At 37.8% G+C, this 26,961-nt stretch carries 17 protein-coding genes, 2 rRNA genes and 6 pseudogenes (1 of these 25 cut by a window edge); 5 read left to right on the forward strand and 20 right to left on the reverse strand.

What is annotated here, in order from left to right:
• Positions 1-153 precede the first annotated feature (153 nt).
• Complete coding sequence (locus tag BK574_RS16780; protein ID WP_078429394.1) at positions 154-666, forward strand: 2,4'-dihydroxyacetophenone dioxygenase family protein; 513 nt, start codon at positions 154-156, stop codon at positions 664-666.
• Positions 667-945: 279 nt separating this feature from the next.
• On the opposite strand, the pseudogene BK574_RS29270 reads toward BK574_RS16780, so the two are convergent.
• The 3 pseudogenes from BK574_RS29270 to BK574_RS16790 form a co-directional block, all read right to left on the reverse strand.
• Positions 946-1,151 (reverse strand): annotated as a pseudogene (locus BK574_RS29270) (IS3 family transposase); the annotation flags it as partial.
• A gap of 91 nt (positions 1,152-1,242) precedes the next feature.
• Positions 1,243-1,350 (reverse strand): annotated as a pseudogene (locus tag BK574_RS16785) (phosphogluconate dehydrogenase (NAD(+)-dependent, decarboxylating)); the annotation flags it as partial.
• A 32-nt stretch (positions 1,351-1,382) separates the two neighbouring features.
• A pseudogene (locus BK574_RS16790) lies at positions 1,383-1,568 on the reverse strand (glucose-6-phosphate dehydrogenase); the annotation flags it as partial.
• A gap of 54 nt (positions 1,569-1,622) precedes the next feature.
• Here BK574_RS16790 and BK574_RS16795 point away from each other — a divergent pair.
• From BK574_RS16795 to BK574_RS16810, 4 genes and pseudogenes are all read left to right on the forward strand, one after another.
• Positions 1,623-1,745 (forward strand): annotated as a pseudogene (locus tag BK574_RS16795) (SDR family NAD(P)-dependent oxidoreductase); the annotation flags it as partial.
• A 41-nt stretch (positions 1,746-1,786) separates the two neighbouring features.
• On the forward strand, positions 1,787-3,217 hold the full coding sequence (locus BK574_RS16800; protein WP_078429395.1) for a spore germination protein: 1,431 nt from the start codon (positions 1,787-1,789) through the stop codon (positions 3,215-3,217).
• A gap of 14 nt (positions 3,218-3,231) precedes the next feature.
• Positions 3,232-4,311, forward strand: coding sequence for a GerAB/ArcD/ProY family transporter (locus BK574_RS16805; protein ID WP_078429396.1), 1,080 nt, complete (start codon positions 3,232-3,234; stop codon positions 4,309-4,311).
• A complete protein-coding gene (locus BK574_RS16810) occupies positions 4,304-5,392 on the forward strand; it encodes a Ger(x)C family spore germination protein (RefSeq protein WP_078429397.1) in 1,089 nt (362 codons plus the stop codon). Before BK574_RS16805 ends, BK574_RS16810 begins: the two co-directional genes overlap by 8 nt.
• Positions 5,393-5,672: 280 nt before the next feature.
• Here BK574_RS16810 and BK574_RS16815 read toward each other — a convergent pair whose 3' ends face one another.
• The 17 genes and pseudogenes from BK574_RS16815 to BK574_RS16890 all read right to left on the reverse strand — a co-directional run.
• Entirely contained in the window at positions 5,673-5,873 is a 201-nt protein-coding gene (locus BK574_RS16815; RefSeq protein ID WP_078429398.1) for a tautomerase family protein, read from the reverse strand.
• Between the two features lie 149 nt (positions 5,874-6,022).
• Entirely contained in the window at positions 6,023-6,223 is a 201-nt protein-coding gene (locus BK574_RS16820; protein ID WP_078429399.1) for a tautomerase family protein, read from the reverse strand.
• A 201-nt stretch (positions 6,224-6,424) separates the two neighbouring features.
• Positions 6,425-7,213: an N-acyl homoserine lactonase family protein gene (locus BK574_RS16825; RefSeq protein WP_078429400.1), complete on the reverse strand. Its 789-nt coding sequence runs from the start codon at positions 7,211-7,213 to the stop codon at positions 6,425-6,427.
• A 32-nt stretch (positions 7,214-7,245) separates the two neighbouring features.
• Positions 7,246-8,847, reverse strand: coding sequence for a class I adenylate-forming enzyme family protein (locus BK574_RS16830; protein WP_078429401.1), 1,602 nt, complete (start codon positions 8,845-8,847; stop codon positions 7,246-7,248).
• Positions 8,848-8,878: 31 nt separating this feature from the next.
• The gene (locus tag BK574_RS16835; protein WP_078429402.1) at positions 8,879-9,646 is read right to left on the reverse strand and encodes an enoyl-CoA hydratase-related protein; all 768 of its coding nucleotides are present in this window, start codon (positions 9,644-9,646) and stop codon (positions 8,879-8,881) included.
• Positions 9,647-9,774: 128 nt separating this feature from the next.
• The gene (locus BK574_RS16840; RefSeq protein WP_238458041.1) at positions 9,775-11,469 is read right to left on the reverse strand and encodes a flavin-containing monooxygenase; all 1,695 of its coding nucleotides are present in this window, start codon (positions 11,467-11,469) and stop codon (positions 9,775-9,777) included.
• A gap of 1,107 nt (positions 11,470-12,576) precedes the next feature.
• Positions 12,577-14,541, reverse strand: a complete 1,965-nt coding sequence (locus BK574_RS16845; RefSeq protein WP_078429403.1) for a sigma-54-dependent Fis family transcriptional regulator — start codon at positions 14,539-14,541, stop codon at positions 12,577-12,579.
• Between the two features lie 605 nt (positions 14,542-15,146).
• On the reverse strand, positions 15,147-16,313 hold the full coding sequence (locus tag BK574_RS16850; protein WP_078429404.1) for a type 2 periplasmic-binding domain-containing protein: 1,167 nt from the start codon (positions 16,311-16,313) through the stop codon (positions 15,147-15,149).
• A gap of 73 nt (positions 16,314-16,386) precedes the next feature.
• The gene (locus BK574_RS16855; protein ID WP_142247986.1) at positions 16,387-17,463 is read right to left on the reverse strand and encodes an acyl-CoA dehydrogenase family protein; all 1,077 of its coding nucleotides are present in this window, start codon (positions 17,461-17,463) and stop codon (positions 16,387-16,389) included.
• Positions 17,464-17,470: 7 nt separating this feature from the next.
• Complete coding sequence (locus BK574_RS16860; protein WP_078429406.1) at positions 17,471-18,631, reverse strand: acyl-CoA dehydrogenase family protein; 1,161 nt, start codon at positions 18,629-18,631, stop codon at positions 17,471-17,473.
• Positions 18,632-20,011: 1,380 nt separating this feature from the next.
• Positions 20,012-20,293, reverse strand: a complete 282-nt coding sequence (locus tag BK574_RS28120) for a cysteine hydrolase family protein (RefSeq protein WP_218970588.1) — start codon at positions 20,291-20,293, stop codon at positions 20,012-20,014.
• Between the two features lie 100 nt (positions 20,294-20,393).
• On the reverse strand, positions 20,394-20,549 hold the full coding sequence (locus tag BK574_RS27620; protein WP_218970589.1) for a hypothetical protein: 156 nt from the start codon (positions 20,547-20,549) through the stop codon (positions 20,394-20,396).
• A gap of 355 nt (positions 20,550-20,904) precedes the next feature.
• Positions 20,905-23,037, reverse strand: coding sequence for an ATP-dependent Clp protease ATP-binding subunit (locus BK574_RS16870; RefSeq protein ID WP_078429407.1), 2,133 nt, complete (start codon positions 23,035-23,037; stop codon positions 20,905-20,907).
• A 230-nt stretch (positions 23,038-23,267) separates the two neighbouring features.
• A pseudogene (locus BK574_RS28490) lies at positions 23,268-23,558 on the reverse strand (IS3 family transposase); the annotation flags it as partial.
• A 37-nt stretch (positions 23,559-23,595) separates the two neighbouring features.
• Positions 23,596-24,078 (reverse strand): annotated as a pseudogene (locus tag BK574_RS29275) (IS91 family transposase); the annotation flags it as partial.
• 152 nt (positions 24,079-24,230) lie between these two features.
• Positions 24,231-24,346, reverse strand: a 5S ribosomal RNA gene (rrf, locus tag BK574_RS16885).
• A 414-nt stretch (positions 24,347-24,760) separates the two neighbouring features.
• A 23S ribosomal RNA gene (locus tag BK574_RS16890) occupies positions 24,761-26,961 on the reverse strand; it runs 730 nt beyond the window's last position.

The raw sequence follows: 26,961 nt of genomic DNA on the forward strand, positions 1-26,961 counted from the left end.
TTTTCAATACTATATAGTTCAATTCACTAAAAATCCGCGTAGTTATCTTTATTTTCCATATTTTCAGATAAAAATTAAAAATTGGCATTGCATTTGCATTATATAAAAGTGAAAGTTAAAAAAACTTAATTTTATTTTATAGGAGGAATTTATATGGAAACGCAAGCATCAACACGCACGATCGATAAGAAAATGAATGAATTTACGGAACGCTTTATGCTTCCGGATCGAGTTAGTCACTCACCTGAAATGCAATGGATGCCCTTTTCTGACGATGGGTGTTGGTTCAAGCCACTTCGCTTCGACCTTACAACTGGTCTATGGATAATGTTATTTAAAGTGGGAAAAGGAGCTGTACTTTCTCGTCATCGTCATACTGGTGGTTCTGTTACTGGTTACGTAATTGAAGGAAAGTGGCATTATCTCGAAAAAGATTGGGAAGCAAACGAAGGAACACTTATTTTTGAGCCACCGGGTGATATTCATACTCTTTGTGCAGATCCTGAGCTTGGCATGACAACACTATTCACAGTGACTGGAAGCATACAGTTTTTTGACGATAATGGCTCTATTACTCGTGAAGATGATGTGTTCACTATGTACAAGCGCTATCTTTATTATTGTGAAGAATATGGAATCGAGCCCAACGATAATCTTATCTTTTAATCCTAAGTTGGCTTTCTGCAAAATTGATTAGAAGGGGTACACGATTGCTTTTTTAAGCCGAAAACAATGTTTGATACTGTAAATTAACATTTCCCCCCTCGCATTAACCAAATATTGTTGGGATTGAGTATTCAGATTTATGCAATGAAACAATATTGCTGTTTTCTATCTTTGTAGAAATATTATTCGAGCAAGAAAGAAGCGATGCTTTTGTTTTTTTGCATCGCACCCGTCCGTATTATAAGGTCAGCCAGATATTTAGCTTTATAAAGGACATCTTTAAAAAGGGCATGTCACATGGAGAAGATGAATTCTGTATTTAACAGGGGTCATCTTCTTTAAGTTCAATTGAGGTCTGAAATTCTTATAGTTGATCCTATAACTTCATATTCTATATTCACTTCTTCTAAAAAATTACAATGTTTAATAGATGTTTCATCTTTAAAATGGCCAAAGAAGGACTCTTGTGAAGCATTATCTCCACAAAAGTCCTTTTGAATATTATAAATTAGAAAACCCGCTTAGGCATTTATTTGATAAGGTATACCTTCACTATTTTATCTATAAATGAAGCTGTCAGTTTTTTTCAACTGCATGTCCGCCAAATTGGTTGCGGAGAGCAGCCACTTTCCCAGTAAAAGTATCGTTTTTTAATGAACGGTAACGCATCAATAAAGACATAGCTTTACCACCATTTAACCATCCTCAGCCAATAATTAATGTAAAGCTTCTGGCCCCATTGAACCATAAGGATAATACTGAAAGAGAACGGTGTTTTCTTCAAAAGCTTCTAAAATAGGCTGAACCCATTTCCAAGACAATTCGACTTTATTCCAATGAGCAAAGAAGGTGGAGTCACCTCACATTGCATCAAAAAGCAGGAGCTCATAAGCTTCCGGTACATTTTCTTGTTTAGAGGAAAAGTCTCTTCACCCCCGACTATTTCACTGGCAGTTATTTTGGGAGTATATAATGTCACAAGAGCAACCCTTCCTGAAATGATTGAAAGAAAATCAGGAGATATTATTAATATTTCATCATCAGCTGGACAAAAAGGTGCACCTATTACAAGTGCCTTCCTAAAAAATATAACTTTATCCAAATCATATTTTTAGATTTCATGGGGAAACTAGGAAAACTATTCTTTCGAAGAGGAAATGAAAATTCCATGTATCTACAAACAAATGTATTAGAAGAGATAAAAAATAGGTTAAATCCTTGTGATGATTTAGTCACTAGAACGTTTCCAGAACTTGAAATAATTATTTTATATTTTGATCATTTAGTTGGACCACATGAACTAGAACAAGATGTACTACAGCCCTTTTCACAAATCCAAGAGAATGAAGTAATGGATTTATTAGAGCGGTCGCAGTATCAAAAAGCAAAAGATACGCAGACCATAATTACAGGACTATTGTCTGGTAATGCTGCTATTTTCTATAAGGAGAAATACCCCTATCTCGTCAACCTTTATATTCCCAAAACAAGGGATATAACTGCAGCACAAATTGAGACGAGTATCGTTGGGTCCCGAGAAGCGTTTGTTGAATCGGTTGAAATGAACTTATCTTGTATTCGAAGACGCATTCAATCAGAAAAATTAAAAGTAATCAATCTTCGAGTAGGAAATGTAACGAATACAAAAATGAATTTACTCTATATCGAAGGAATTACTCCTGATCATTACCTTTCTAATGTTAAGGCGAAGATAAATTCCGTTAAAGTAGATGGAGTACATGATTTAAATATGCTTATGGAATATATTGATGAACATCCCTTCTCTTTGTTTCCACAATACTTAACAACCGAGCGACCTGATGTGGCTGCTTCAAAATTATTAGAAGGTAAAGTGCTCGGATTAATTGATGGTAGTCCTTATGCTTTCAGTGCACCAGCAACATTTTGGGAGCATTTCCAATCGCCAGATGATTATAATCAACGATGGGTTTTAGGAACTGCTTCTAGATTTTTACGTTACATCGCCTTACTAATTACTTTGACTTTAACTGCTTTTTACGTATCTGTTACTATGTTTCATTATGAAATGATTCCTCATGATTTATTACAAAGCTTAATCGAGTCTAGAGCAAAAGTTCCGTTTCCACCGTTATATGAAGCTTTGCTCATGGAGTTTACAGTAGAATTATTACGGGAAGCTGGCGCAAGATTACCGACAAAAATTGGACAAACGATCGGTATCGTTGGTGGGATTGTAATTGGTACTGCCTCAGTGCAAGCTGGTTTTACAAGTAATATTCTTATTGTTATTGTTGCGATTTCGGCAATGGCTTCCTACGTCATTCCTCATATCACGATGAGTGCATCGATAAGAGTAGCTCGATTTGGACTCATATTTCTTGCGGGCATATTAGGTAATTTTGGATTAGTTGCAGGTATTTCATTAATCGTCATCCAAATTTCAAGATTAACAAGTTTAAACTCTTCTTACGTCATCCCAGTTGCTCCATTCTCAGACTGGAGTGATACGTTTGTAAGAGCTCCAATAAAAATGATCAAAAAGAAGCCAAGTCAAACGAGAGAAAAATAAGTAGGTGTAATGATATGTCAGAAAGAGTACATCCCAGTTATCTTTTTTTCCTAATGTATATGACTCAGAGTGGTGTCATCATATTTTCACTACCACGTATTATTGCAGAGACGTTTGGTACGAATGGCTGGTTAGCAATACCTATTATCTCAATGGTTGTTATATTTCTGCTTGTATTGTTCGACTTTATTTATCAGTGGAGTAATGATCAATCGATCTATACCATTATTGAGAAGATGCTTCCAATAAGTATGTATAAAATTCTGTACATACTCCTAAGTTTATTTTGGACAGTTTTTGCTTTTACCATTGCAAAAAAATATGTGTTTATTGTCAAATCACTCTATTATCCTTTAACCAGTATTCATTGGTTGATGTTCATTATGGTAATCCTTATTTATTTTTTCGTTACAAGTACAATTGATAGTATTTTTAGAATAACGACATTCCTATTTTTTCTATCATCAACTTGGATGATTCTGCTAATTTTTTTGGTTATCCCTGAGTTGGAGCTTATTCAGTTCACCACCTTTATCTTTCAATCGCAAGGTGATTTTTTACGAGGAAGTATAGAAATCTACTCGGCCTTTTTAGGATTTGAAATGATTATTTTCTTTTTGCATCATGTTCAGAAATCTTCTAAGACGATGAAATATATATATTTAGGACAGCTTTTTTCGACATTTGTCTATCTCATAGTTACAATTTTTAACTACGGTTTTACAAGTTTTGAACAATTAAAATATCAATCATATCCCTTTATTGATTTTTTCAGATATATTCAACTCCCATTTATCGAGCGGTTGGATGGACTCTATTTTATGTTTTTTTTAATGAAGATCATTGTGACAGCTACTGTTTATCTTTATGTTTCAATAGAAATATTGAAGCGGAGCTTTCAGTTAAGTAGACCCTTTTATATCCCCATCCTCTTATGTGTAATTGGTTTTATTTGCATTTATCCGCTTAATACAAAGTATGATATTGATGTTCTCTTATCAAAAATGGTGTATGTTCAAACTGTTATTTCAATAATATTACCAGCTATTCTTATATTATATTTAAGCGTGAAAAGGAGGAAAACTGATGTATAAAGAATTATTATTTTTTTCCTTTATGTTACTACTTTTCACAGGATGTCATGACAATATTGTAGAAGAATTAGGTTTGATAAAAACGGTGGGATACGATCAAGTTAAATCTACGGGAGGTGATGAAGAACTTCTGGTAACTATCTCCTTCCCACTTACCAAAGGTGAACAAATACAACGACAAACCATAACCTCTATTGCTGAATCAAGTAAAGAAGCTCGTATATTACTATCAAGACAAACAGATAAAAAACTAGTTTCAGGACAACTTCGAAGTATATTAATTGGAGAAGAACTAGCTAGAAAAGGTATTTGGGAAATTATTGACTCTTTAAATAGGGACCCTAACATTAGACCTAGAACTAAAATTACTATTGTAAAAGGTAATGCCAATGACTTATTAACAAAAAGGTACCCATACTATCCTCAATTAGATGATGCAATTACTTCTTTATTAGAAAAAGAAGCAATGTTAAATTCAATTCCTGAGGTGGATATGCACCGTTTCTCAAAAAATTATTTAGATAATGGAATAGACCCTATTGCCCCTATTATTACCATTGGAAAAGAAGGAATGATTAGTGAAGGAGTGGCCTTATTTAAAAAGGACCAGTTTAAAGCAACCATAAACATTTTCCAGTCACAAATTTTATTTTTAATACTTGGTGAATTTCAAATGGGTGATCTCAGCATAAAACTCGATCGTGAAAAATTACTTTTCAGTTTTTTATCAAGTAAAAATCGTATAAATGTAAACGTAGACTCCACTGATAAAATTAAAGTTACTCTTAATGTGGATGTTCAAGGATATATTACTGAGTATGTAGGACATAGAGATTTATCGAAGGTCAATGAAATCATTGACTTAGAAAAAGAGATTGCAACTTATTTAGAACAAAAAGCAAATTCAATCATTTCTATCATGAAAGAAGAGAAAATGGATAATCTAGGAATCGGAAAACATATTCGTAACAAAATGACCGTTGAAAATTGGGAAAAGGTAAATTGGCCAGATTCGATCGCTAATGTAGACGTTCAACCTCGAATAAAAGTTAAAATTATGGACACGGGTTTAATTCAATAGTGAGTCTAACAATACAAAGTCCTCAATAGTGCCCTAGTGAATTTTTTCTTGAAAATAGCAGATTCTATGTCTGTTTTTTAAATACAAAAAGTTTTTTCAACACGCAAATAAGAAGAGTAAGCTCTACTCTTCTTATTTGCGTGTTTTTAAATAATTTAATTTTGAAACTAATGTTTTTTCCTTCTTCATTCTACCATCTTTATCGATAAATAATTTATCATCATGCTTATATTTCAGAATCATTTATTCGGAAAAACATGAGACCCTTATATGGTGGTTGCTATTTTGAATTCAATCTAATGTTTTTTATGGTTTTTCCGCCCACTCCCCAATCCTCATTGTCAACTTCTTGAACCACTACAAAGGTCGATTCTGGCTTGCTTCCAAGCACTTCCTGTATTACTTTCGTAACACCGTTAATAACCTCTTCCTTTTGTGCTGTTGATGCTCCTTTAAGAATTTGTACATTTAAATATGGCATATAATTTCCTCCTAATTAAGTTTTTAATATTTTTTAATACTAATATTTCTTCCTTCTTCGTTCTAACATCTTTATTGGTAAAATGACTTTACATTTTCTTATAAATAAAAATTATTTATAAGAAAAAACATGAAATTGTTATATGCTAGCTATTTTGAATTCAATTTAATGTTTTTTATAGTTCTTCCTCCCACTCCCCAATCCTCACTGTCAACTTCTTGAATTACTACAAAGGTCGACGCTGGCTTGCTTCCAAACACTTCCTGTATTACTTTCGTAACACCGTTAATAACCTCTTCCTTTTGTTCTGTTGATGCTCCTTTAAGAATTTGTACATTTAAATATGGCATATAATCTCCTCCTAATTTAGATTTCATAAAGTTTCTTATAAAAAATTTTAAAATAGTTTAGCTTCACCCTAATTCATTTTGACTTTCATTTCCTTAGCAAATTTCTCAATGGGCAATCTATTTTCGCTTAATAATTTTAAACTCTTAGAACTTTTCCCTAGCATTCAATATTAGAAGGAAAAAGCAGGACCTTTTCTTTCATTAATCAGCCCATTCACCGTTTTTAGGGAATTCTGCAAAATCCTTTGGATCATGTGAAAGATAAATTGGTATACCTGAATTTTCGAGCATCCGAACCTTCATTCGCGAATCACTTAGACTTTCTACATTCCAATCATAGGGCATCGGGACGTTATGCTGATAAGAGTCCTTATGATGGGCGGTATCTGCACCCAAACATACAAAACCTCTATTTTCTAATCTCATTATCATCGATTGGTGTCCAGGTGTATGTCCTGGAGTAGTAATGAGTTGAATTAACCCGTCTTGAAATAAATCGATATCTCCATTAATTTGTAAAAAGTTATATCCTCTTGTATCCTTATAATCATTTAAACAATATACTAGGCTAGTCCATGGATCCGGCCACCACGCATGACGAAGTTCATTCTTTTGCACAACAAAGGTAGCATTAGGAAAGTGACACATCCCTCCTGCATGATCTAGGTGTAAATGTGATAATATAACGTATTTTACATCTTCTGTTTTATAGCCTAACTTCACTAGTTGGCGGTCGATTGCATCGTCTCGGGTCATATTACAACCAAATGCGTCTCGCAACCCAGGGCCCCAATATCTTTCTGCTGCTTCTGGATCAGCAACATTATAATTAATCCCCGTATCAAACAGAATTAATCCTTTCCTTGGATGTTCTATAATATAAACACTCGACGCTACATCTATTTTCCCGCTTGCACCAGTCATAAGGATACCCTTGTCAATATTTAAAGGGCCACAATCCACCGCAGTAACTCGTAATCCAGTAGGCATTAATAATCCCTCCTAATCGATAATTCTTAATATTAAATCTCTAAAAAGTGTTTTCTTAACTCTTTTTTTAATACCTTCCCCATTGGGTTCCTTGGCAAAGCATCGATGACTTCAATGTCCTTAGGGACCTTATAATCTGCTAATCTCTCTTGACAGAATAATATAATCTCCTCGATTGTAGTGGATTTCCCTTCGGAAAATACAACAAAAGCTTTAATATCCTCGCCTAAATTTTTGTGCGGTTTAGCTACCACTGCAGCTTCTAAAACAGCTGGATGCTGATACAGGCAGTTTTCCACTTCCAAGCTAGAAATGTTGAATCCACCTCGGATAACTAAATCTTTTTTTCTATCAACATGAAAAATAAATCCGTCTTCATCACGATAAACTAAGTCTCCACTGTACACCCAATCACCTTGAAGCGTTTCTTTTGTCGCTTGATCATTCTTTAAATATCCCTTCATATTCGCTGGAGAACGGTAGCAAATCTCGCCAATCACATTGGGTCCTACCACCTGTTTTTTTTCATCAACAATTTTGACTTCTACAAACGGCATTCCCTCTTTTCCAACAGATCCTAATTTATCCAATGCATATTTACCAGGTAAATAGGTTCCTGTCGGTCCAGCTTCTGTCAAACCGTAAGTTTGTCTCAATTCGATGCCAGGAAAGGCCTTATACAGATCTAAAATCACCTGTTTAGGCATCGGCGCTCCACCATAATCGAGTAGCCGTAGCGAGGATAATTGATATTCGGGAATCTTACCTGATTCCAGCATATAGGTATAAACAGCAGGAACTCCTACATAAACGCTTGTTCTTTCAGTTTCCATGTTCCTTAACGTTTCTTCTACATCGAACTTACGGTCAAGAATAATTGTTGCTCCATTAACTAGTACGGAGAGTAAATTGAAGTGACAGCCTGAGCTCGTATAAAAAGGAAAGGCACTTTGATAAACATCTGTCTCACATAGATCCAACGCTCCACCAACTGAATACCCCGTCATAACAGCACTTCCATGGGTATGTATAGTCCCTTTTGGACGAGCAGTTGTTCCAGAAGTATAAAGAATATCGGCAATATCATCCTCTTCTAGTATGACTGAAGGAGGTGAACAATTTTCAGTTTCCAGCAGCTTCGAAAAAGAATATATCTGAATATGACTATTGGATTTCGATGCCTCTATTGATGATTCATCCGTAACAATAATGCGTCGAAGCTTCTCACAATCGTAAGAAATATTCTTTATTTTCTGAAAATTATTTGCTGATGTAATGACAGTTGATGCTTCACAATGGTCCAAAATGTATTTTAGTTCATGCTCAGAATATCTTACGTTTACTGGAACATTAACTCCCCCGATTTTGTGAACAGCATAGAAGGTGAGGATACACTCTATCCCTTGCTCGTTATCTAACAAAATAGCAATCCGTTCCCCTTTATTGATTTCTAGCTCCTGATACCAATTAGCTAGACGATCAGTAAGCAGGTTAAGCTCTTTATAACTTAAACTTACTTTTTTATTTCCACTCCAAGCTACTACAGCCGTCTTATTTGGAAATTGTTCGGCGTAAGACCTCAAATATTGTGGAATGGTCCGAAGCTCAAAAGACGATGGCAGCGGTAGACTCATTCACATTCCTCCTTCACCTCTACACTAGTATTTATTTTCCTTTAAATACGGGATCTCGTTTTTCAAAGAAAGCTTGAACAGCTTCTTTTGAATCTTCATAACCAGAAAGTTCACCCGACAGACTCTGTTCAAACTTGTAGCCTTTTTTTAAGTCCATATACTCAATGGTGTTCAAACTCTTTTTGGCCATTTTTATTGCAACCGGACTCTTTTTGGCTATTTTTCTAGCGACTTCAAGTGCCGTGTCAATCAGTTTGTTTGCTGGAACCACTTCAAAAACAGCTCCGTACTCTTTCATTTCTCTAGCAGTCATCTGCTCTCCAGTATAATGCATGTAACGAACAACCATCTGTGGGACGAGTCGAGAGAGGTGTTTTGCCCCACCCATCACTCCTACATTAATTTCTGGTAAACTAAATGTAGCATTCTCTGAAGCGACCAATATGTCACAAACGGCAGCATAGGCAAGTCCTGTTCCAGGAGCATGACCATTAATCGCGCCAATTACTGGGACTTTGCAATCATACAAAGACCAAAAGCTATCACGTACCTTCCGCATTCTTTCAGTTGCATTTTCGGGTTTCATAGTTAAAAATTCATTCAAATCATTTCCTGCAATAAACGCTTTTTCCCCTTCAGCCCGAAAGACAACTACGCGGATATCATCTCGTTCATTAATAGCATAAAAAATATCAGCGATTTCCTGATAGGCCTGCGCATTAATAGCATTGACAGGCGGACGATTTACCGTCACCACGCCTATATGATTTTCCACCAATTCCAACCTAACAAACTCCATTCCTAACCCTCCTATTATCATGACAATTATCATTTAAACAAACCTAAATATTTCTAAGATCTGCCGACGAATGGCGCCCCATCCATACAGAAGCACCTCGTGTAATAGTGTTTCTAATGCTATGCTGTTCACTTACTTGCTTGGATCATATTTTCAGTTGTATTGGACAACAAAAATCCCTTATATTCGTTTACTGCAGAGGCATCACATTGTCTTTTATAGTTTGGAAAACCACCGATATACATCAGACTAACCCTTGCTTTACCTTCGATGTTCGCTCCCATATACCAACTATCAGCTTGAGGTAAAAGAGTCTGATCGGCTACCTCGGTGCTGTGAGTTACCCATTCATTTTCTGCCTTAATATTTGGTTCGATCGAGGTAATACCTTTGACGCTCATAAACTCAAGGCAACTCCCCACCCATTTTGCTTGATACTCATTGAGTAGTACAGGCTGATAGAACGCACCAGGACTTCCTGGCCCATCAAGCATAAAGAGATTAGGAAAACCTGAGATCATAAATCCTAAGTAATTGCGTGGACCATTTTCCCAGTATTCCTGGAGAGATTGGTTATCTCTACCTCTAATATCAATCCTAGTCATAGCACCCGTCACTGCATCAAAGCCTGTTGCAAATACAATGGTGTCAAACTCATACTCTTTCCCTTCCACCATTATTCCATCAGGCGTGATCCTTTCAATCGGAGATTCCTTGACGTCTATTAAGCTAACGTTATCTTGATTAAACGTCTCTAAATAATTGTTATCAGCAACAAGTCGCTTCATAAGAATAGGATAATTCTTTGGGATTAACTTTTCGGCGATATTTCGATTAGATATTCTTTCACCCATCTTAGCTCGGATGAACTCAGCTAAGGTATCATTAGCCTCTCTATTAGTAAATACATCAGGAAATGTATTATAATAACATAATCCTCCAGAATTATAACGGTTTTCATAATCAGCTAACCGCTCCTCGAGTGTTACTTCCAATGCAAGCTTGCTATTAGGTAGCCGTGGTTCGAAATTTTGTGCAACATAGCCTCCGAAGGCAGTACGCTCAATACGTCGCCATTTACCATAGTTAGCCTTCACTGATTTCAGGTATTCTGGAGACAGCGGGCAATTCCGTAACGGAACGATATAGGCTGGAGTTCGTTGAAATACAGTCAGTTGAGCAGCTTCATTTGCAATGAAAGGAATTGACTGAATTGCGGAGGAACCTGTACCAATAACCGCAACCCTCTGCCCTGTAAAATCGACACCTTCATGAGGCCACTTAGCAGTGTGATATTGTTTTCCTTTAAAGGTTTCTATTCCTTTAAAATTCGGTTTGTTTGGAGCTGATACGAAACCTGTTGCCATAATAACAAACTTAGCCCTGACTTGTTCACCGTTATCAGTTTCAACTAACCATTGGTTCGTTTCTTCATCAAAGATAGTTGAAGTGACTCTCGTATTTAACTGAATATCCCGACGTAAGTCGAATCTGTCCGCAATGTGATTGAGATATTTTAACACCTCTTTTTGGGATGGATACCGTTCAGTCCATTCCCACTCTTGCTGAAGTTCGTAGGAAAACGAGTAGGAGTACTCTACACTTTCAATATCAACTCTCGCTCCAGGATAACGGTTCGAATACCATGTACCGCCGACACCGCCAGCCACATCGTAGGCCTTTACGGAAAACCCACAGTCATTCCGTAAATGATGGAGGGCGTACAAACCACCAAACCCAGCACCTACGATAACAACATCATATTTACAGACCTGCTCTCCCACTGTTTTCACTCTTTCCTCTGGCAAATTGTTAACTGTCAAATTAAATACCTCCTTTTTTTTAACAATAGTTTACTTTTCCTATAAAATAATTAATTCTGATAATGAATAGTTTTTTAACTTATCCATGATAAATATGATGAATTACATCAGTAACATCAGCATAAAATCACCTCTCTTTTCGTTCTTATTCTTATATATGCAAAGAACATGCCATCTTTAAAAATGTACAAAGGAGTAAAAAAATTTTTATCTTATCCTCAAAGTATTAAAAACACTGGTGATAATCCATCTATTTTGAGGGGATTAGTTTATTAGTTCCTTATTAATGTAATAAAATAGTGTAGAAAGTGTTGAAAGTGTTGAAAGTATCAATATGTAGAGAGTGTAGGAAGGTATTACACTCTTATAACGTCTCAAAATAATTACATTGGGGTAATTACGAAACAAGGAATAAAAAAAACTATTCCATGGATAGCAGGTTCAGTTTAGGAATAGAAAAATACTAATAAAATAGCAAACAATAAACTAATTAGCATAAATTTCAACAAGAAATGAACAGCATAAATCGCACACAAAACGCTCAAAATATAATCTGAACGTTTATTTAACTCGCTCAGATCGATAGGTATATCTCTCAAATGCTTACGCTCTCGTATGTTTAGTAGAATCATCATGGATTGGAAATCAAGCTAAATCACCTTTTTTTGTGGACTCAAAGGACCTTATTTAAAATCTATCATTTTTATCGCTGTTATCGGACTGAGAGGACGTTATTTGTAAAAATTCTTGCGCAATAGACTGTTATTTTATGCAATAAGAGGCTTCTGAGTCCATTAGACCTTATAAATTACTGTTTTTGACACAAATAACAGCTCTGGAATCCGCTACCACTTTGTTCAACATGACTGTGAACAAGCAGAACATAAATTTACGCACGTTTGTTAATAAGGATGATAATTAGCTTGCCAATTGTAGTGTTGAACCAGGATAAACGCTGCTATATCAAATAAAAAGAAGTACTAATCATCATGTGATTGGCACCTCTTTTTTGTGTATTATTTAATTTATACTTCTTGAAAACTGAACACGTTTTTCCTTGAAACAGGATGCTTCTAACTGATCAAAAGCTCTCAAATACTTGTTATACTAATTTCGTAATTCATATTTCTTCATTTTGTTATAAATGGTCCATCTAGATACATTTAGGATACGACCCGCTTGCGTAATATTTCCATTTGCTTGTTTTAATGCTTGAATTAAAATAGTCTTATTTATATTTCTTTTGTAAATACTCTCTTCTAAACCACTTTCAGTTGTACTCACCTTTTCTTCCTGCACTGGATAAAGTGATATGGCTGATTGAATTTCGCTTGGGAGGTCCTTCAGCTGAATATGTTGTTCGTCAGCATTAAACAACATTTTCTCAATGGCATTTTTTAATTGACGAATATTCCCCGGCCAGTCAAAGGCACACAAAGCTTCCATAACACCATTATCCATAACTGGGGTCCTATTACCTTCTCGGGATTTATTCAAAAAATAATGAACTAGGAGAGGGATATCACTACTTCTTTCCCGTAGTGAGGGAACTGCAAAGGAAATGATATTAAGTCGGTGATACAAGTCGGCCCGAAAATTTCCTTTTTGCACTTCCACCTCTAAATTTTTATGAGTGGCTGCAACCACTCTCACATTAATGGGGATCGGTTGAGAACCGCCTACAGGGATGACTGTTCGCTCTTCTAAAATTCGCAAAAGATAAACTTGAACATCTAAAGGAAGATCCCCGATCTCATCTAGAAATATAGTCCCTTTGTCAGCCAACAAAAACTTTCCTTTCTTCCCTTTCGATTTCGCTCCTGTAAAAGCCCCACCTTCGTAACCAAATAGCTCACTGGCTACCAAATCCCTAGGTATCGCACCACAATTCACCTCGATAAAAGGACCTTGCTGCCTAGAACCGTAAGAGTGGATTGACTGTGCTAGTATCTCTTTTCCAGTTCCAGTTTCTCCAGTAATCAAAACAGATTTATTACTAAAAGCCGCTTTTTTCGTCAATTTAATTATCTTTAGCATCGACTCATCTTGAGTCATAATATCAGAAAATTGATATCTCGTCTGGTTGCGCTTTTCTGAACTTGTTGGTAATGATAAACTCTTCTTTTGAAATAAGATCATTCCACCAACAATCTCGGAACCTCTTTTATAGGGCTGGATTCGAAATTTCCATTCATCTCCTTTAATTTGACAAACATCTTGTATTCCGCTTGATAACAATCCTTCCCACTGCTGAATGATAAAAGGGCTGTTAAGCATCATAGGTAAGGAATCACCTGAATGAATATGAAAAAAATATTTCGCTGCATCATTACAACGAACAATTGTACCTTTCATATCAAATAAAATGAAAGGCTCATTAATCATATTAAACGTTTTTTCTAAAGAAAACATATTCTGATTTACTACTTCGGTTCCAATCAATTGCTCAATCTTTTTAACTTGTTGTAGAAGTAAAAAAGTGTCATGGGCTGGAACTATATTTTTTTCAGCTCCCATATGTAACACACCAAGTATTTGCTTACTTACTGGATCATGAATTGGAATTGCCGATGCAACATAAGGATGAAATGATTGAAAAAAATGTTCACCAGCAAAAATCTGTACCGGCATTTTTTCTATTAGGGCTATACCCGTTGCATTGGTTCCACTTGCTTGTTCACTTATATCTGCTCCTGGCACAAAGTTAAGGTCACTAACTTTTTTCAATAGATTTGATCGACCAGTTTTTCTCTCTAAAATAACCCCCTCTTGGTCAGTAATAAACCATGCTAAATCATGGTGTAATTCTTGGAATAGAGGCAAAACAGCATCTAGCAATATGCGATTTTTTTCCCTTTTCTCTTGTAAAAATTCATCTTGATAAACGATAAGAGGTTTTTTGGTATACGGGTTGACACCAGTTTGTTTACACCGTTCCCAAGAAGAAGCAATTATAGGGCGAATGAAATCAGGTATTTGTCCTTCCGTATGAAAGCGCTCCCAACTTTGAACAGTATTTTTTTCAGTTTGATAAAATTCATCAAAAACCTTTATTACTGGTTTATTTAGCATCCTATAACCCCCCCTGATTTTTTTTGAAATTTGCAAGTGTATGGTGGCGCAATTTCTATTTCTCCTTCATTATATTCAAAAGGTCTCATCCTAAACGAAGGCTTCGTGTTCAACCTGAAGCACTGTGACTTAAGATAGAGAAAGAGATAGGGAATACAGAAAAAATATCTAACTTAAAAAATGTACATACAAAGTCACAGAAAAAAACGGCTTAAGAATATACAAAAGGAACAAGAACACTAGCAAAAAAATTTAATTTAAAATTTATTGCTGTTCAGTTCCATGTTGTATTTAAATACTATACAAATTCCAATTACCCCTCCCTAGTAAGGAGAGATATTATTTGAAGTTTATTTATGGTTTAATTATATATTACTAGTCTTGAAATTATCAATTCCGAATATTCTGATTCTTAAAAATTAATGGAGCTAGGGAAAAAATTAAGAGGCTGACATTCAAGCAATAGTCAGACCTCGTGTTATAAAATCTATATAAAGTTGTTAGCCTTCATCTAAAAATCAACATATCTTCCATAATAATAATAATAATACAATTCAATACTAAATATAAGTCTAAGCATGTCATTGTATTAATTTTTCCTAAGATTACTCAATCTCCATAATTTCTTTAGGTAAAACAGCCCCAGCTTCAACTAACATATCTCTCCAAAGGATAGCCATCTCCCTTCCAGCAAGCTGTTGACTTTCTAAATTCTCGATCCAATCGTACCATGTCTTAACCATCGCCTGGTTAATATGGTCCCTCGTAGCAGGATCTAAATCATGTAGATGAACAAATTCTCCTCCTTTTTCTATATTATTTTCTTTACCAGATTCCGCTTCTCCCATCGTAAGTAAAGCCCCATCAAAAATGAGTTCATTGGCGGCTTGTTCAAATTTTTCTTGTATTTTACCTGGAAGTTTATCCCATGTCGCTTGTGTCATAGCAATCTGGTTAACAAAATGACCTAAGTTTACTCCTTCAATCGTATAATTAATTAAGTCATCCAAACCAGTTGCTTCCCAATCAGGAACATTGTAAAAAATTCCATCTAATGCATTACGACTAAGAGCGTCATAGGCATCTGTGATCGGCATTGAAAGAGAAGAAAGGTTTAAATTTGAAGATAAAATTTCGTGAACTCTTGAAGCTGTACGCATTCTAATCACTTCCGAAAATTGCTCCAGACTTTCAAACCTATGTCCAGTAGTTGAAATTAGATATGGCTCTGTTGGTGGAAGAGTAAAAACAACTAAGTCCTTATCTCCAAATTCTACTTGGTAATATGTTTTTCCATCAATAATCTCTCGGTCACTCTTCATCAAATTTTGCATTGCAGTAGCGATAATATGTGCATCTGACTCATGTAAGGGTAACATGACAACCTCTGTATACGGAAATCTTTGTGGATCATAAATCGCTGTTAACGTAAGACTTATATCGATCGTACCGTGGCGAAGCGCATCAAATTCGGTTCCGAGTGGAATTAGTTCTCCCGCAGTAAACACCTCAAAGCTTAGAGCTCCATCTGTTTCCTCTTCGAGTCGTTCAAATAGTGGTCGAACGAAACCGCGATTAAAAAAATGTAATTCGGTAAGCCCTGACGATGCTCGTAGGCGAATTTCTTCGACCTGGTCTTCTATCTTCTCCTCAACAGTTTCCTTACCTTTACTGATGTTTTCTTCAGTCGTCGCTTCACTACTACAGCCGCCTACCAAAAAGAACGCCATCAGTAAGATTATAATAATAACGGATTTTAATACTTGCTTCATTTCTTCACCTCCATTTATTATTTACAACTTAAAAATTGAAATTAAATGTTAGGAGAACCCATCTGACTTTTCTTTAAAAACTTTCCTGTAGTACGGGTCTATTATCTATCAATATATTGACTTGATCTTTTTTGTTTAAGTAATCATAGATGCCTTTTAACGTTGCTGCATTACGATAAAAATGCTGCATGTCATACTCCATCATAAAGCCGTATCCTCCAGCCATTTGTACACTTGCTGTTGCACAAGCGTGATAGACCCTAGCTGCATTTTGCAAAGCGAGCCGCGAATCAATGTCGGCGCTTTTTTGATATTGAAGTTGCCAAGCAACCTGTCTTGTTAACAACTCAGCTCCTTCAGAAGCTGTTTGTAATTCAGCAGCCCAATGATATAGTGCCTGAAAATTACTGATCGGTTTCCCAAACTGTTCCCGACCTTTCATATAATTAAAGGTAATATTCAAAGCCTCTTGCATCGCACCATTCATATAGGAAGAAACAAACATCCTGCCAACGTTTTCTAGCTCAGCAATGATTCCGTTCGCCTCATCTACTAGTGATAATCTCGCATCATCACTAATGATGACATGATTGAAAGACACTTGCGCTGCTGGTGTTTGATCAGATAGTTCTAAAGGTACAATGTCTTCTATCTGATCCTTAGTAATATAAAATAATGTATTGGATGCCTCACAAATGAAACATTCAGCTTCACTAGCAAAAGTGACAATATTTGTACAACCTGTAAGTACCCAGTTTTGATTGTCAGTTCTTTCTGCTACAATGTTGTTGTCTGCTTTTATGTAGGAGATTATCTTTTGCCCATTGATAATTTCCTGCAATTCTCTTTTCCATTTCTCCTCAGTTTGTCTACCTAAAATAGAGCCTGCTATAAGTATCGTTGAATAGAACGGTGATTGAAAAAGAGCTCTTCCCATTTCATACCCTGTCAAATGGATGAGATCGTATGAAGTGCCCATACCGCCTTTCTCCTCAGGAATACCGAGGCCAAGAATCCCTACTTTAGCCAGTCCCTCCCAAACTTCAGAAGAGAAACTATTTTTTTCTACTTCACTTTTGGTAAATAGTTTTCTTATTGTTTGTTGAAACATTTCCTGTTCTTTTGTTAAACCAAAATCCAATTGCTTCACAACCTTCCTATTTAGAATTCACTAGTTTTAAACCTCTTTTTGCAATAATTTCTTTTTGAATTTGTGACGTACCAGCTACAATTGTCCCCATTGCAGATACTCGATAGTTTTCTTCAAACAACCCTTTCCAAATATTCTTTTTACTTCGGTGGGTTAATAGTGCACCTTCACCAATGATTTCAAGAGCCGTTCTACTAATCTTCTTCCATAATTCTGTCGAATACACTTTTGCCATCGATGCTTCTGTATTTGGAACTTCACCTTCAGACTGCATCCAGGCGACGCGGTAAGATAATAACCTTGCTACCTTTACCTCGGCAAGAAACTGTTGTAACGTTTTTGCAATCCAGTGATCTTCTGTTAACGTTTCTGGCCGATATTCTCTTAAATAGTTAACTGTTTCGTCTAAAACACGTCTTGCCTTTCCAACATAGATTAATCCTGATCTTTCGATATCTAGTGCGATCGCCAGGCCTCTCCAGCCATGATTTTCTTCTCCTAGTCTCATTGATTCATCAACCAAAATGTTGTCAAAATAAATGGTATTTATCCTGAATCCACCTAATGTCCATAAAGGCCCTACTTCTATTCCTGGCGTCCGCATATCAACAATAAAAAGTGATATCCCTTTATGATTTGGTGCGTCTGGGTTTGTTCTTGCTGCAAGAACACAATAATCTGCAAGATGAGCATTCGTTGAGAATATTTTTTGTCCATTAATAATATAGTTTTCGCCAACCTTTACTGCTCTTGTTTTTAAAGATGCTAGATCAGATCCAGATCCTGGTTCTGTGTACCCCATGCAGAATAAAAGCTTTCCTTCCGCAACACTTTTAACAAATTTTTGTTTTTGAGCATCATTACCGAGTAGAAGTATCGAATGAACAAGAATCGTATTAAGTTCATTTGACATCATCGGCGCCAAGTAGTACGCTGTTTCTTCTCTGAAAATGCCCATCTCGATTTGTTTCTTACCTAAACCACCATGCTCTTTTGGAATATCGAGAGCTAGCCAGCCTTTATCAGCTAGCTTTTTAAAAAAAGTCGGTGAATGCTCATCGCCCCTGGCATAAATTTCATTCATTACTTCATCTGTAACTTCTTGCTCACAAAATCTTTTTATTTCATCTCGAAATTCTAATTGCTCTTTTGTAAAAGAAAAATCCATCAACGTTCCCTCCAGTTTTATTAGGGATCTAACCCTCAGGCTACTATGGTCCTTGCTTGTAAAAAAATAGTATACTTTCCTTTAAAAACCATACCTCCTAACGATAGTTTTTAGAGTGGGACATGAAACCCGTGCTATACCATTGCTCCCCTCCTTTCCATTCTTAAATTAATTCATGCAAATACCATGCCATTTTTTAAATTGAAAAGAAGTGGAGAACCTAGCACATTTTATTAACAAGAATATTTATTTTTTTCTCAATAATCCATCTCTATAGTAATGCGGGTTATATACTCTGTTCCTTTTTAGGTGTAGAAAGTGTTGAAAGTGTAGTATGTAGAAAATGTAGAAGGTGTTGGGTTGTTATTAAATACCAAAATTGATAATCTAATTTGCTCCATTCATCAATTTAACAAATAAAGTCCAGTAGTTTATTATCAATTTCCCAGAGGTTATTAGCGAATTGTCGAAAAATCTTAACGAAATGATAAAAACGCCTCTCGTACAGTGGATTTGTTCTTATAGACACAAAATCACTATATAAAGGGCGTTTCGTTTACTTCTATGCTTAATTTTCAGATGTCATATCAAATTTCCCCCACTTTTTTGCTTCTATTCTTTATTTTCCTCTTTTTTATTAACAGAAATCGAGTAGGAGGGGGTGAGTAACCTCCAACCTCTCACACCACCGTACGTACCGATCGGTATACGGCGGTTCAACTAAGTATGACGTAGATATTCATATCGTTGATATATACTTTTCAACCCTCGATGGCTAAGAGATTTTGTTGAAAGTATTCGCTCCATTAACATTTCATATTCCTTTCCACGTGAATGAGGTTATCTGTTTGTTTCAATTCCTACTCCACCCTCTTGAAGTGCCCCGTGTAATAACCACTTCCTCCTTCAAGTAAGCCCTTTAGTATTGTCTGCTTCAATATAGGAATTCCACGTCGAGTTCTCATTCTTCTTAATTGTTCAGTCCTTCCCCGAGTTGATGAGGTACTATGACGTCTGCTGACTTCTTACTGTTCAGCTATTTTATCACTAAATAGGTTACTGAGGTCACTCAGTGTTTCAGTCAGATCTCCCCAGGTAAGAATGCAATCTTTCCTACCATCCATTGCTTCATATACTCTGTACCACTTTCGGCATAAAGGGCTTTGTTTTGTTGAGCAAACTCCCCCAATGATCCTAGCCTTATATGAAGTTTGTGTTCCTCAGACCAGCTTCAATAATCTTTTCTGCAGATAGCACTCTTCCGAACCCTTCTCATCGTTCGTAATGTAGCTTCGTGAGCAAGGACACTGTTGGTGGCATTAATATCTTCCCCAAACACGATGTGATAGTTTAAAAAGTAACCGTTCTTGCGGTTGATTCTCAGCAAAAATTTGTTAGAGTTCCTGCGATAATTAATGTTTTTACACCTAAATTTCTTAAAACATAATCTAAATCGGTACCTGTAAACGAACAATACGCAGGTTTCGTACGAATCACTCTTTCAGTAGGCAGCGGGTAGATTCCTGAGTAGATATCAGCTCCTGGTGAACCTTCCTTAATTGCTCCATCTTTGATTGGTTTCCATAACTTATAAAAATCTGCAACACAGTCTTCAGCAATGTTATGAGCGGTATAAATAACAGGAACTCCAAGTTCTCTCATTCCTTTATGACGTTTTTAACTCGAGGAATCATTCGATACGCTTCTGGTACACACATCGGATGCGAGGGATTGACGAAATCCTCTTGAAGGTCAACAACGATTAAAGCACACTATTCTTTATAGTATTTTCTGCAAACTCGATGAATTCCTCTTCTCCAGAAAATACACCATTCGCTTCCAGCTCATTTGATGTCAATAATTCACTTTCATCTCGATTATACATGTTTAAAAAATCCGTTACTACTTTGCTTTTCATCATTACACCTTCCTTATTTCAGTAAATATTACCAATGTGTATTGCCACGAACATTTTCGTAAGCACAATCTTCTACCGTTCTTGTCATAGGACCTACCGTATCCATACTCCAAGCTAATGGGATCCCCCGTAATTACTAACTCGGCCAATCGTCGGCCTAATTCCTACCACTCCATTTATGGACGTTTGTTTATTAGGGTGATAATTAGCATACTATTGTAATACTAAAAGAGGATAAGTGCGGCTTTTTAATAAAACTAGAGGTGCAAATCATCATGTGATTTGCACCTCTGGTTTGAGTGTATTTAACATTTTCTCCCTATAAATGAACCCGTTACTTCAGTCTCTTTTCTTCTTATCTAACTTTCAATTGATTTTCTTCAACAGATACATTAATAACTTCAACTTGTTCATTTTCAATCATTAATGCTGTAATTTTATTTTCGATGTGATCTTGAATGGCGCGACGTAAAGGTCTAGCCCCGAATTCGGGGTGGTACCCAAATTCAGCGATTTTTGCTTTGGCTTCTGTCGTCATTTCCATTAAAATACCATGTTCTTTTAATGTTTCTTTTAGCTCATCTAACATAATATCGACAATTTGAATAAGATCGTCTTTTGTAAGATGCGCAAACTCGATAATAGAGTCAATGCGGTTTAAGAATTCTAGTTTGAAATAGTTTTTTAGTGTCTCTAGTTGAGTCAATGTTTCTTCAACAGATTCGGATGAACCAAAACCGATCGCTGGTTTCTTTTTATCTGTAACTCCAGCGTTTGATGTCATAATTATCACGGTTTCGTTGAAGTTAACGACTCTACCTTGACTATCTGTTAAACGGCCGTCTTCCATAATTTGAAGGAAAACATTCATGACATCAGGATGTGCTTTTTCAATTTCATCAAGTAGTACAATAGAATACGGATTTCTACGAACTTGTTCAGTTAATTGACCTGCTTCATCATGACCTACATATCCTGGAGGTGAACCGATCAACTTTGATACGGAATGCTTTTCCATATATTCACTCATATCTAATCGGATCATCGCATCCTTACCTCCAAACAATTCTTTTGCAAGTGTTTTCGCAAGTTCTGTTTTACCCGTACCTGTTGGACCGACAAAAAGGAATGAAGCGGTTGGGCGGTGTTTTGGTTTTAATCCAACACGAGCTCTCATCGCAGCATTGGCCACTTGCTCAATTGCTTTTTCCTGCCCGATCACTTTCTCAGCAAGTCTTTTCGGTAAATCTTTCATTTTTGATTGCTCGTCTTTTTGTAGCTTTCTAACTGGAATACCTGTACTTTTTTCAATAATTTCTTGGATATGCTCTATGGTCACTTCTGTTTTCGGTTCTTGTGCTTGTTCGTTAGTTAACTTCGCTTTGATTTCTAATTCTTCATCGCGAAGTTGGACTGCTTTTTCATATTGCTCCTGTTGTGTTGCTATTTGTTTTTCTTGCTTGATTTCTTTTAATCGTTGTTTTAAGTGATCTTGATCTGTTTCACCTTGTGATAGGTTTAGCTTAGAACCTGCTTCATCCAATAGGTCTATCGCTTTATCGGGTAAAAAGCGGTCTTGAATATATCGTTTAGATAAAGCTACACAAGCTTTTAAAACGTCGTCTGAGTATTTTACATTGTGATACTTTTCATACGCAGGACGAATCCCTTTTAAAATTTTGTACGCTTCGTCTTCAGTCGGCTCTTTTACAATTACTGGTTGGAAGCGTCGTTCGAGTGCTGGGTCTTTTTCAATCATTCGATATTCTTTGATTGTTGTTGCGCCAATGATTTGTAGGTCTCCTCGGGCAAGGGCAGGCTTTAAAATATTACCTGCATCCATAGAACCTTCCGAGCTGCTCCCTGCTCCAACCATCATGTGAAGTTCGTCAATGAACAGGATGACATCATCTCTTTGCTGTAATTCAGTAATTAATTCCTTCATTTTTTCTTCAAACTGACCGCGATAGCTTGTGCCTGCAACAAGAGAGCTAATATCTAACGTGTAGACTTCTTTATTTTTTAATTTAGCTGGAACTTGACCTTCAACGATTTTAAGCGCAATGCCCTCAGCAATCGCTGTTTTACCAACACCTGCTTCACCGATTAATACAGGGTTATTTTTGTTACGTCGATTTAATATTTCTATTACTCGTTGTATTTCTTGATCTCGACCAATAACTGCATCAATTTGTCCTGCTCTTGCTTCTTCCGTTAGATTACGACCGTTTTGGTCAAGAAATCCGTTTCCTCGCGCTTGTTGAGGAGGCATTTCTTTTACTGGATGTTTCTGATATCCATTTGATTTTTGCTGTGCTGATGAAAAGACATCTTTGAAATAATCATTCATGTTAAAAGCATTCATACCAAATGATTTGTACGAATCATTGTAGCATTCAGAGCATAAATGCATTTGTTTATGCTGTTGATTTATCATTACATTCAATTTGATATTCACTTGGTTGACTTTACATTTTTGACATAACATTTTATTTCTCCTCCTTTTTTGACTTTGACTATATTTGACCTTTTATATATTAAAAAATCCCTTGATTACAGGGATTTAAATTTCTTCTTTGTAATTTTATTATATCTGACCTTATTTAACCTTTCAAGAGGAAATTGTTGGTGCCAAGCACCTTTACGACTAGTCCACGGTTTAGGGACACGGTTGGTTGAACTGTACCCCATAAAATGGACAGTTTAATAAAAGAGACTTTAAGCAGCTAGTAAATGACCTCGGTATTGAGCCGGGGTCATTTTCATTAATCCCCACTGATAACGATGATTATTGTATTCTTCTATGAACTCATTTACTTCTTGCTTTAATTCCGTAAGATTTTCGCAGTTCTTGTAATTGACGTGATCTTTAAAATGACCAAAGAATGATTCCATTGGAGAGTTGTCTCAACAGTTTCCCTTTCTAGACATAGACTGACGGATTCCTAATTGCTTTACCTTCTCCTGAAACATTGGATTCGTATAATGGACTCCCTGATCAGAGTGAAGAATTGCCTCTGGATGAGTTTATCAAACACTTGATAAACTTGTAGAACATGGTAAACGGCAGGTAGTCATAAGACTTCCATTCTCCTTTCTTCATTATTCCACCCATGGTTACTAACATATGTACATGCGGTTTAAAATTCACTTTAGACCCGAATGTATGTAAACCAACTATCAATCCAGGAGTTACTTCTGCTTTCTTTTGAAAGAAATTTAGAATTAGTTTTGCTGCCGCATCCATAAAGTCTTTTAACAAATGGCGGTGTAAAAGGAATACCTCTCATAACCCTTTATCAATCGTAAAGATAACATGACGGTGGTTTACTTGTAATACATCTTCGGTCAATAGGCGGCTCCATTGCTCGCTTTCTCCCACAGAACAAGTTGAACAAAATCTTCCTTTACAACGATAAGGCACTTTTCTAACATCATGACAACCTTCACAAACAAAGAGTTTGAATCCATTTTTAGGATTACCGCATTCTCGAAACTTTTTCACCTCTTTCATAACAACTGGTCGAATTCACTCTCCATGTTTTTCAACAAAACGATCCCGTAGAATATTGTTATCCATATATAAAAAATACCACATCTAACCTAATTAGAATGTGGCAAAATTTTATACTTTCTTATCTTTTTTTAAAAAAAGCACAACCCACATGGATTGTGCCTGGTGCCTAGCGACGTCCTACTCTCACAGGGGGAAGCCCCCAACTACCATCGGCGCTGAAGAGCTTAACTTCCGTGTTCGGCATGGGAACGGGTGTGACCTCTTCGCTATCGCCACTAGACTTATAAAATTGTGATAAGCTTCGCATTTCTTCGTTGGCTGCGCTCCCTGCGTTGCTCATGTACCCTTCAACCGTACATTCCGCTACTCGTGAACTTGCCGCCTCGAACTACTCGCTTCTAACAATTTTCTATTAGGATTTTTGATAAGCTGCGAATTTCTTCGTCAGTTTCAATTCTTGCGGTGCTCCGACGTACAGGATGTACTAGTGCCGACGTTGTCACAGGACGTGACGAACTTAGTCGGTTACCTTTCCGATACGCTCCACTCCTCAGAATTTCACTTCCTCGAACTTCTTGCTTCTGAAAATCCTTTTTTAAGTTGTGATAAGCTTCGAAGTGATTCGATGCTTATGATTGAGAGTCATTCTCTCAAAACTGGATAATGTACTAGAAGAATATCAACGCTTTATGTTTTGGATAAGCCCTCGACCGATTAGTATCTCTCAGCTCCACGTGTCACCACGCTTCCACCCGAGACCTATCAACCTCATCATCTCTAAGGGGTCTTACTTACTTAACGTAATGGGAAATCTCATCTTGAGGGGGGCTTCACGCTTAGATGCTTTCAGCGCTTATCCCGTCCACACGTAGCTACCCAGCTATGCTCCTGGCGGAACAACTGGTACACCAGCGGTGTGTCCCTCCCGGTCCTCTCGTACTAAGGACAGCTCCTCTCAAATTTCCTACGCCCACGACGGATAGGGACCGAATTGTCTCACGACGTTCTGAACCCAGCTCGCGTACCGCGTTAATGGGCGAACAGCCCAACCCTTGGGACCTACTTCAGCCCCAGGATGCGATGAGCCGACATCGAGGTGCCAAACCTCCCCGTCGATGTGGACTCTTGGGGGAGGTGAGCCCGTTATCCCCAGGGTAGCTTTTATCCGTTGAGCGATGGCCCTTCCATGCGGAACCACCGGATCACTAAGCCCGACTTTCGTCCCTGCTCGACTTGTAGGTCTCGCAGTCAAGCTCCCTTATGCCTTTGCACTCTACGAATGATTTCCAACCATTCTGAGGGAACCTTTGGGCGCCTCCGTTACTGTTTAGGAGGCGACCGCCCCAGTCAAACTGCCCACCTGACACTGTCCCTGAACCGGATCACGGTTCGAGGTTAGAACTTCAATACAGCCAGGGTAGTATCCCACCGACGCCTCCACGTAAGCTGGCGCTCACGCTTCCAAGGCTCCTACCTATCCTGTACAAGCTGTACCCAAATCCAATATCAAGCTACAGTAAAGCTCCATGGGGTCTTTCCGTCCTGTCGCGGGTAACCTGCATCTTCACAGGTAATATAATTTCACCGGGTCTCTCGTTGAGACAGTGTCCAAGTCGTTACACCATTCGTGCGGGTCGGAACTTACCCGACAAGGAATTTCGCTACCTTAGGACCGTTATAGTTACGGCCGCCGTTTACTGGGGCTTCGGTTCACAGCTTCGGCTTGCGCCTAACCACTCCCCTTAACCTTCCAGCACCGGGCAGGTGTCAGCCCCTATACTTCGCCTTGCGGCTTCGCAGAGACCTGTGTTTTTGCTAAACAGTCGCTTGGACCTATTCCCTGCGGCTCTCTCGGGCATACACCCTAACAGAGCACCCCTTCTCCCGAAGTTACGGGGTCATTTTGCCGAGTTCCTTAACGAGAGTTCTCCCGAGCGTCTTAGAATTCTCTTCCCGCCTACCTGTGTCGGTTTGCGGTACGGGCACCTCTCACCTCGCTAGAGGCTTTTCTTGGCAGTGTAGGATCAGGAACTTCGGTACTTAATTCCCTCGCTATCACAGCTCAGCCTTAACGGTAAGCGGATTTGCCTACTTACCAGCCTAACTGCTTAGACGCACATCGATCAGTGCGCTGACCCTACCTTACTGCGTCCCCCCATTGCTCAAACGGTGAGGAGGTGGTACAGGAATTTCAACCTGTTGGCCATCGCCTACGCCTTTCGGCCTCGGCTTAGGTCCCGACTTACCCTGAGCGGACGAGCCTTCCTCAGGAAACCTTAGGCTTTCGACGGAGGGGATTCTCACCCCTCTTTTCGCTACTCATACCGGCATTCTCACTTCTAAGCGCTCCACCAGTCCTTCCGGTCTGACTTCGCTGCACTTAGAACGCTCCCCTACCCCTGTCCGTAAGGACAAGCCGTAGCTTCGGTGATACGTTTAGCCCCGGTACATTTTCGGCGCAGAGTCACTCGACCAGTGAGCTATTACGCACTCTTTAAATGGTGGCTGCTTCTAAGCCAACATCCTGGTTGTCTGGGCAACTCTACATCCTTTACCACTTAACGTATACTTGGGGACCTTAGCTGACGGTCTGGGCTGTTTCCCTCTTGACTACGGATCTTAGCACTCGCAGTCTGACTCCCGAGGATAAGTATTTGGCATTCGGAGTTTGACTGAGTTCGGTAATCCTGTGGGGACCCCTCGCCCAATCAGTGCTCTACCTCCAATACTCTTCCCTCGAGGCTAGCCCTAAAGCTATTTCGGGGAGAACCAGCTATTTCCGAGTTCGATTGGCATTTCACCCCTACCCACCCCTCATCCCCGCATTTTTCAACATGCGTGGGTTCGGGCCTCCATTCAGTGTTACCTGAACTTCACCCTGGACATGGGTAGATC

It is taken from the genome of Alkalihalobacterium alkalinitrilicum (genome assembly GCF_002019605.1).
Taxonomy (GTDB): domain Bacteria; phylum Bacillota; class Bacilli; order Bacillales; family Bacillaceae_F; genus Alkalihalobacterium; species Alkalihalobacterium alkalinitrilicum.

Bases quoted from the DNA above. Each gene is read 5' to 3' on its own strand.
- BK574_RS16780 (WP_078429394.1), top strand. From the start codon at position 154: ATGGAAACGCAAGCATCAACACGCACGATCGATAAGAAAATGAATGAA.
- BK574_RS16800 (WP_078429395.1), top strand. From the start codon at position 1,787: ATGGGGAAACTAGGAAAACTATTCTTTCGAAGAGGAAATGAAAATTCC.
- BK574_RS16805 (WP_078429396.1), top strand. From the start codon at position 3,232: ATGTCAGAAAGAGTACATCCCAGTTATCTTTTTTTCCTAATGTATATG.
- BK574_RS16810 (WP_078429397.1), top strand. From the start codon at position 4,304: ATGTATAAAGAATTATTATTTTTTTCCTTTATGTTACTACTTTTCACA.
- BK574_RS16815 (WP_078429398.1), bottom strand. From the start codon at position 5,873: ATGCCATATTTAAATGTACAAATTCTTAAAGGAGCATCAACAGCACAA.
- BK574_RS16820 (WP_078429399.1), bottom strand. From the start codon at position 6,223: ATGCCATATTTAAATGTACAAATTCTTAAAGGAGCATCAACAGAACAA.
- BK574_RS16825 (WP_078429400.1), bottom strand. From the start codon at position 7,213: ATGCCTACTGGATTACGAGTTACTGCGGTGGATTGTGGCCCTTTAAAT.
- BK574_RS16830 (WP_078429401.1), bottom strand. From the start codon at position 8,847: ATGAGTCTACCGCTGCCATCGTCTTTTGAGCTTCGGACCATTCCACAA.
- BK574_RS16835 (WP_078429402.1), bottom strand. From the start codon at position 9,646: ATGGAGTTTGTTAGGTTGGAATTGGTGGAAAATCATATAGGCGTGGTG.
- BK574_RS16845 (WP_078429403.1), bottom strand. From the start codon at position 14,541: ATGCTAAATAAACCAGTAATAAAGGTTTTTGATGAATTTTATCAAACT.
- BK574_RS16850 (WP_078429404.1), bottom strand. From the start codon at position 16,313: ATGAAGCAAGTATTAAAATCCGTTATTATTATAATCTTACTGATGGCG.
- BK574_RS16860 (WP_078429406.1), bottom strand. From the start codon at position 18,631: ATGGATTTTTCTTTTACAAAAGAGCAATTAGAATTTCGAGATGAAATA.
- BK574_RS28120 (WP_218970588.1), bottom strand. From the start codon at position 20,293: ATGAGAGAACTTGGAGTTCCTGTTATTTATACCGCTCATAACATTGCT.
- BK574_RS27620 (WP_218970589.1), bottom strand. From the start codon at position 20,549: ATGAAAAGCAAAGTAGTAACGGATTTTTTAAACATGTATAATCGAGAT.
- BK574_RS16870 (WP_078429407.1), bottom strand. From the start codon at position 23,037: ATGTTATGTCAAAAATGTAAAGTCAACCAAGTGAATATCAAATTGAAT.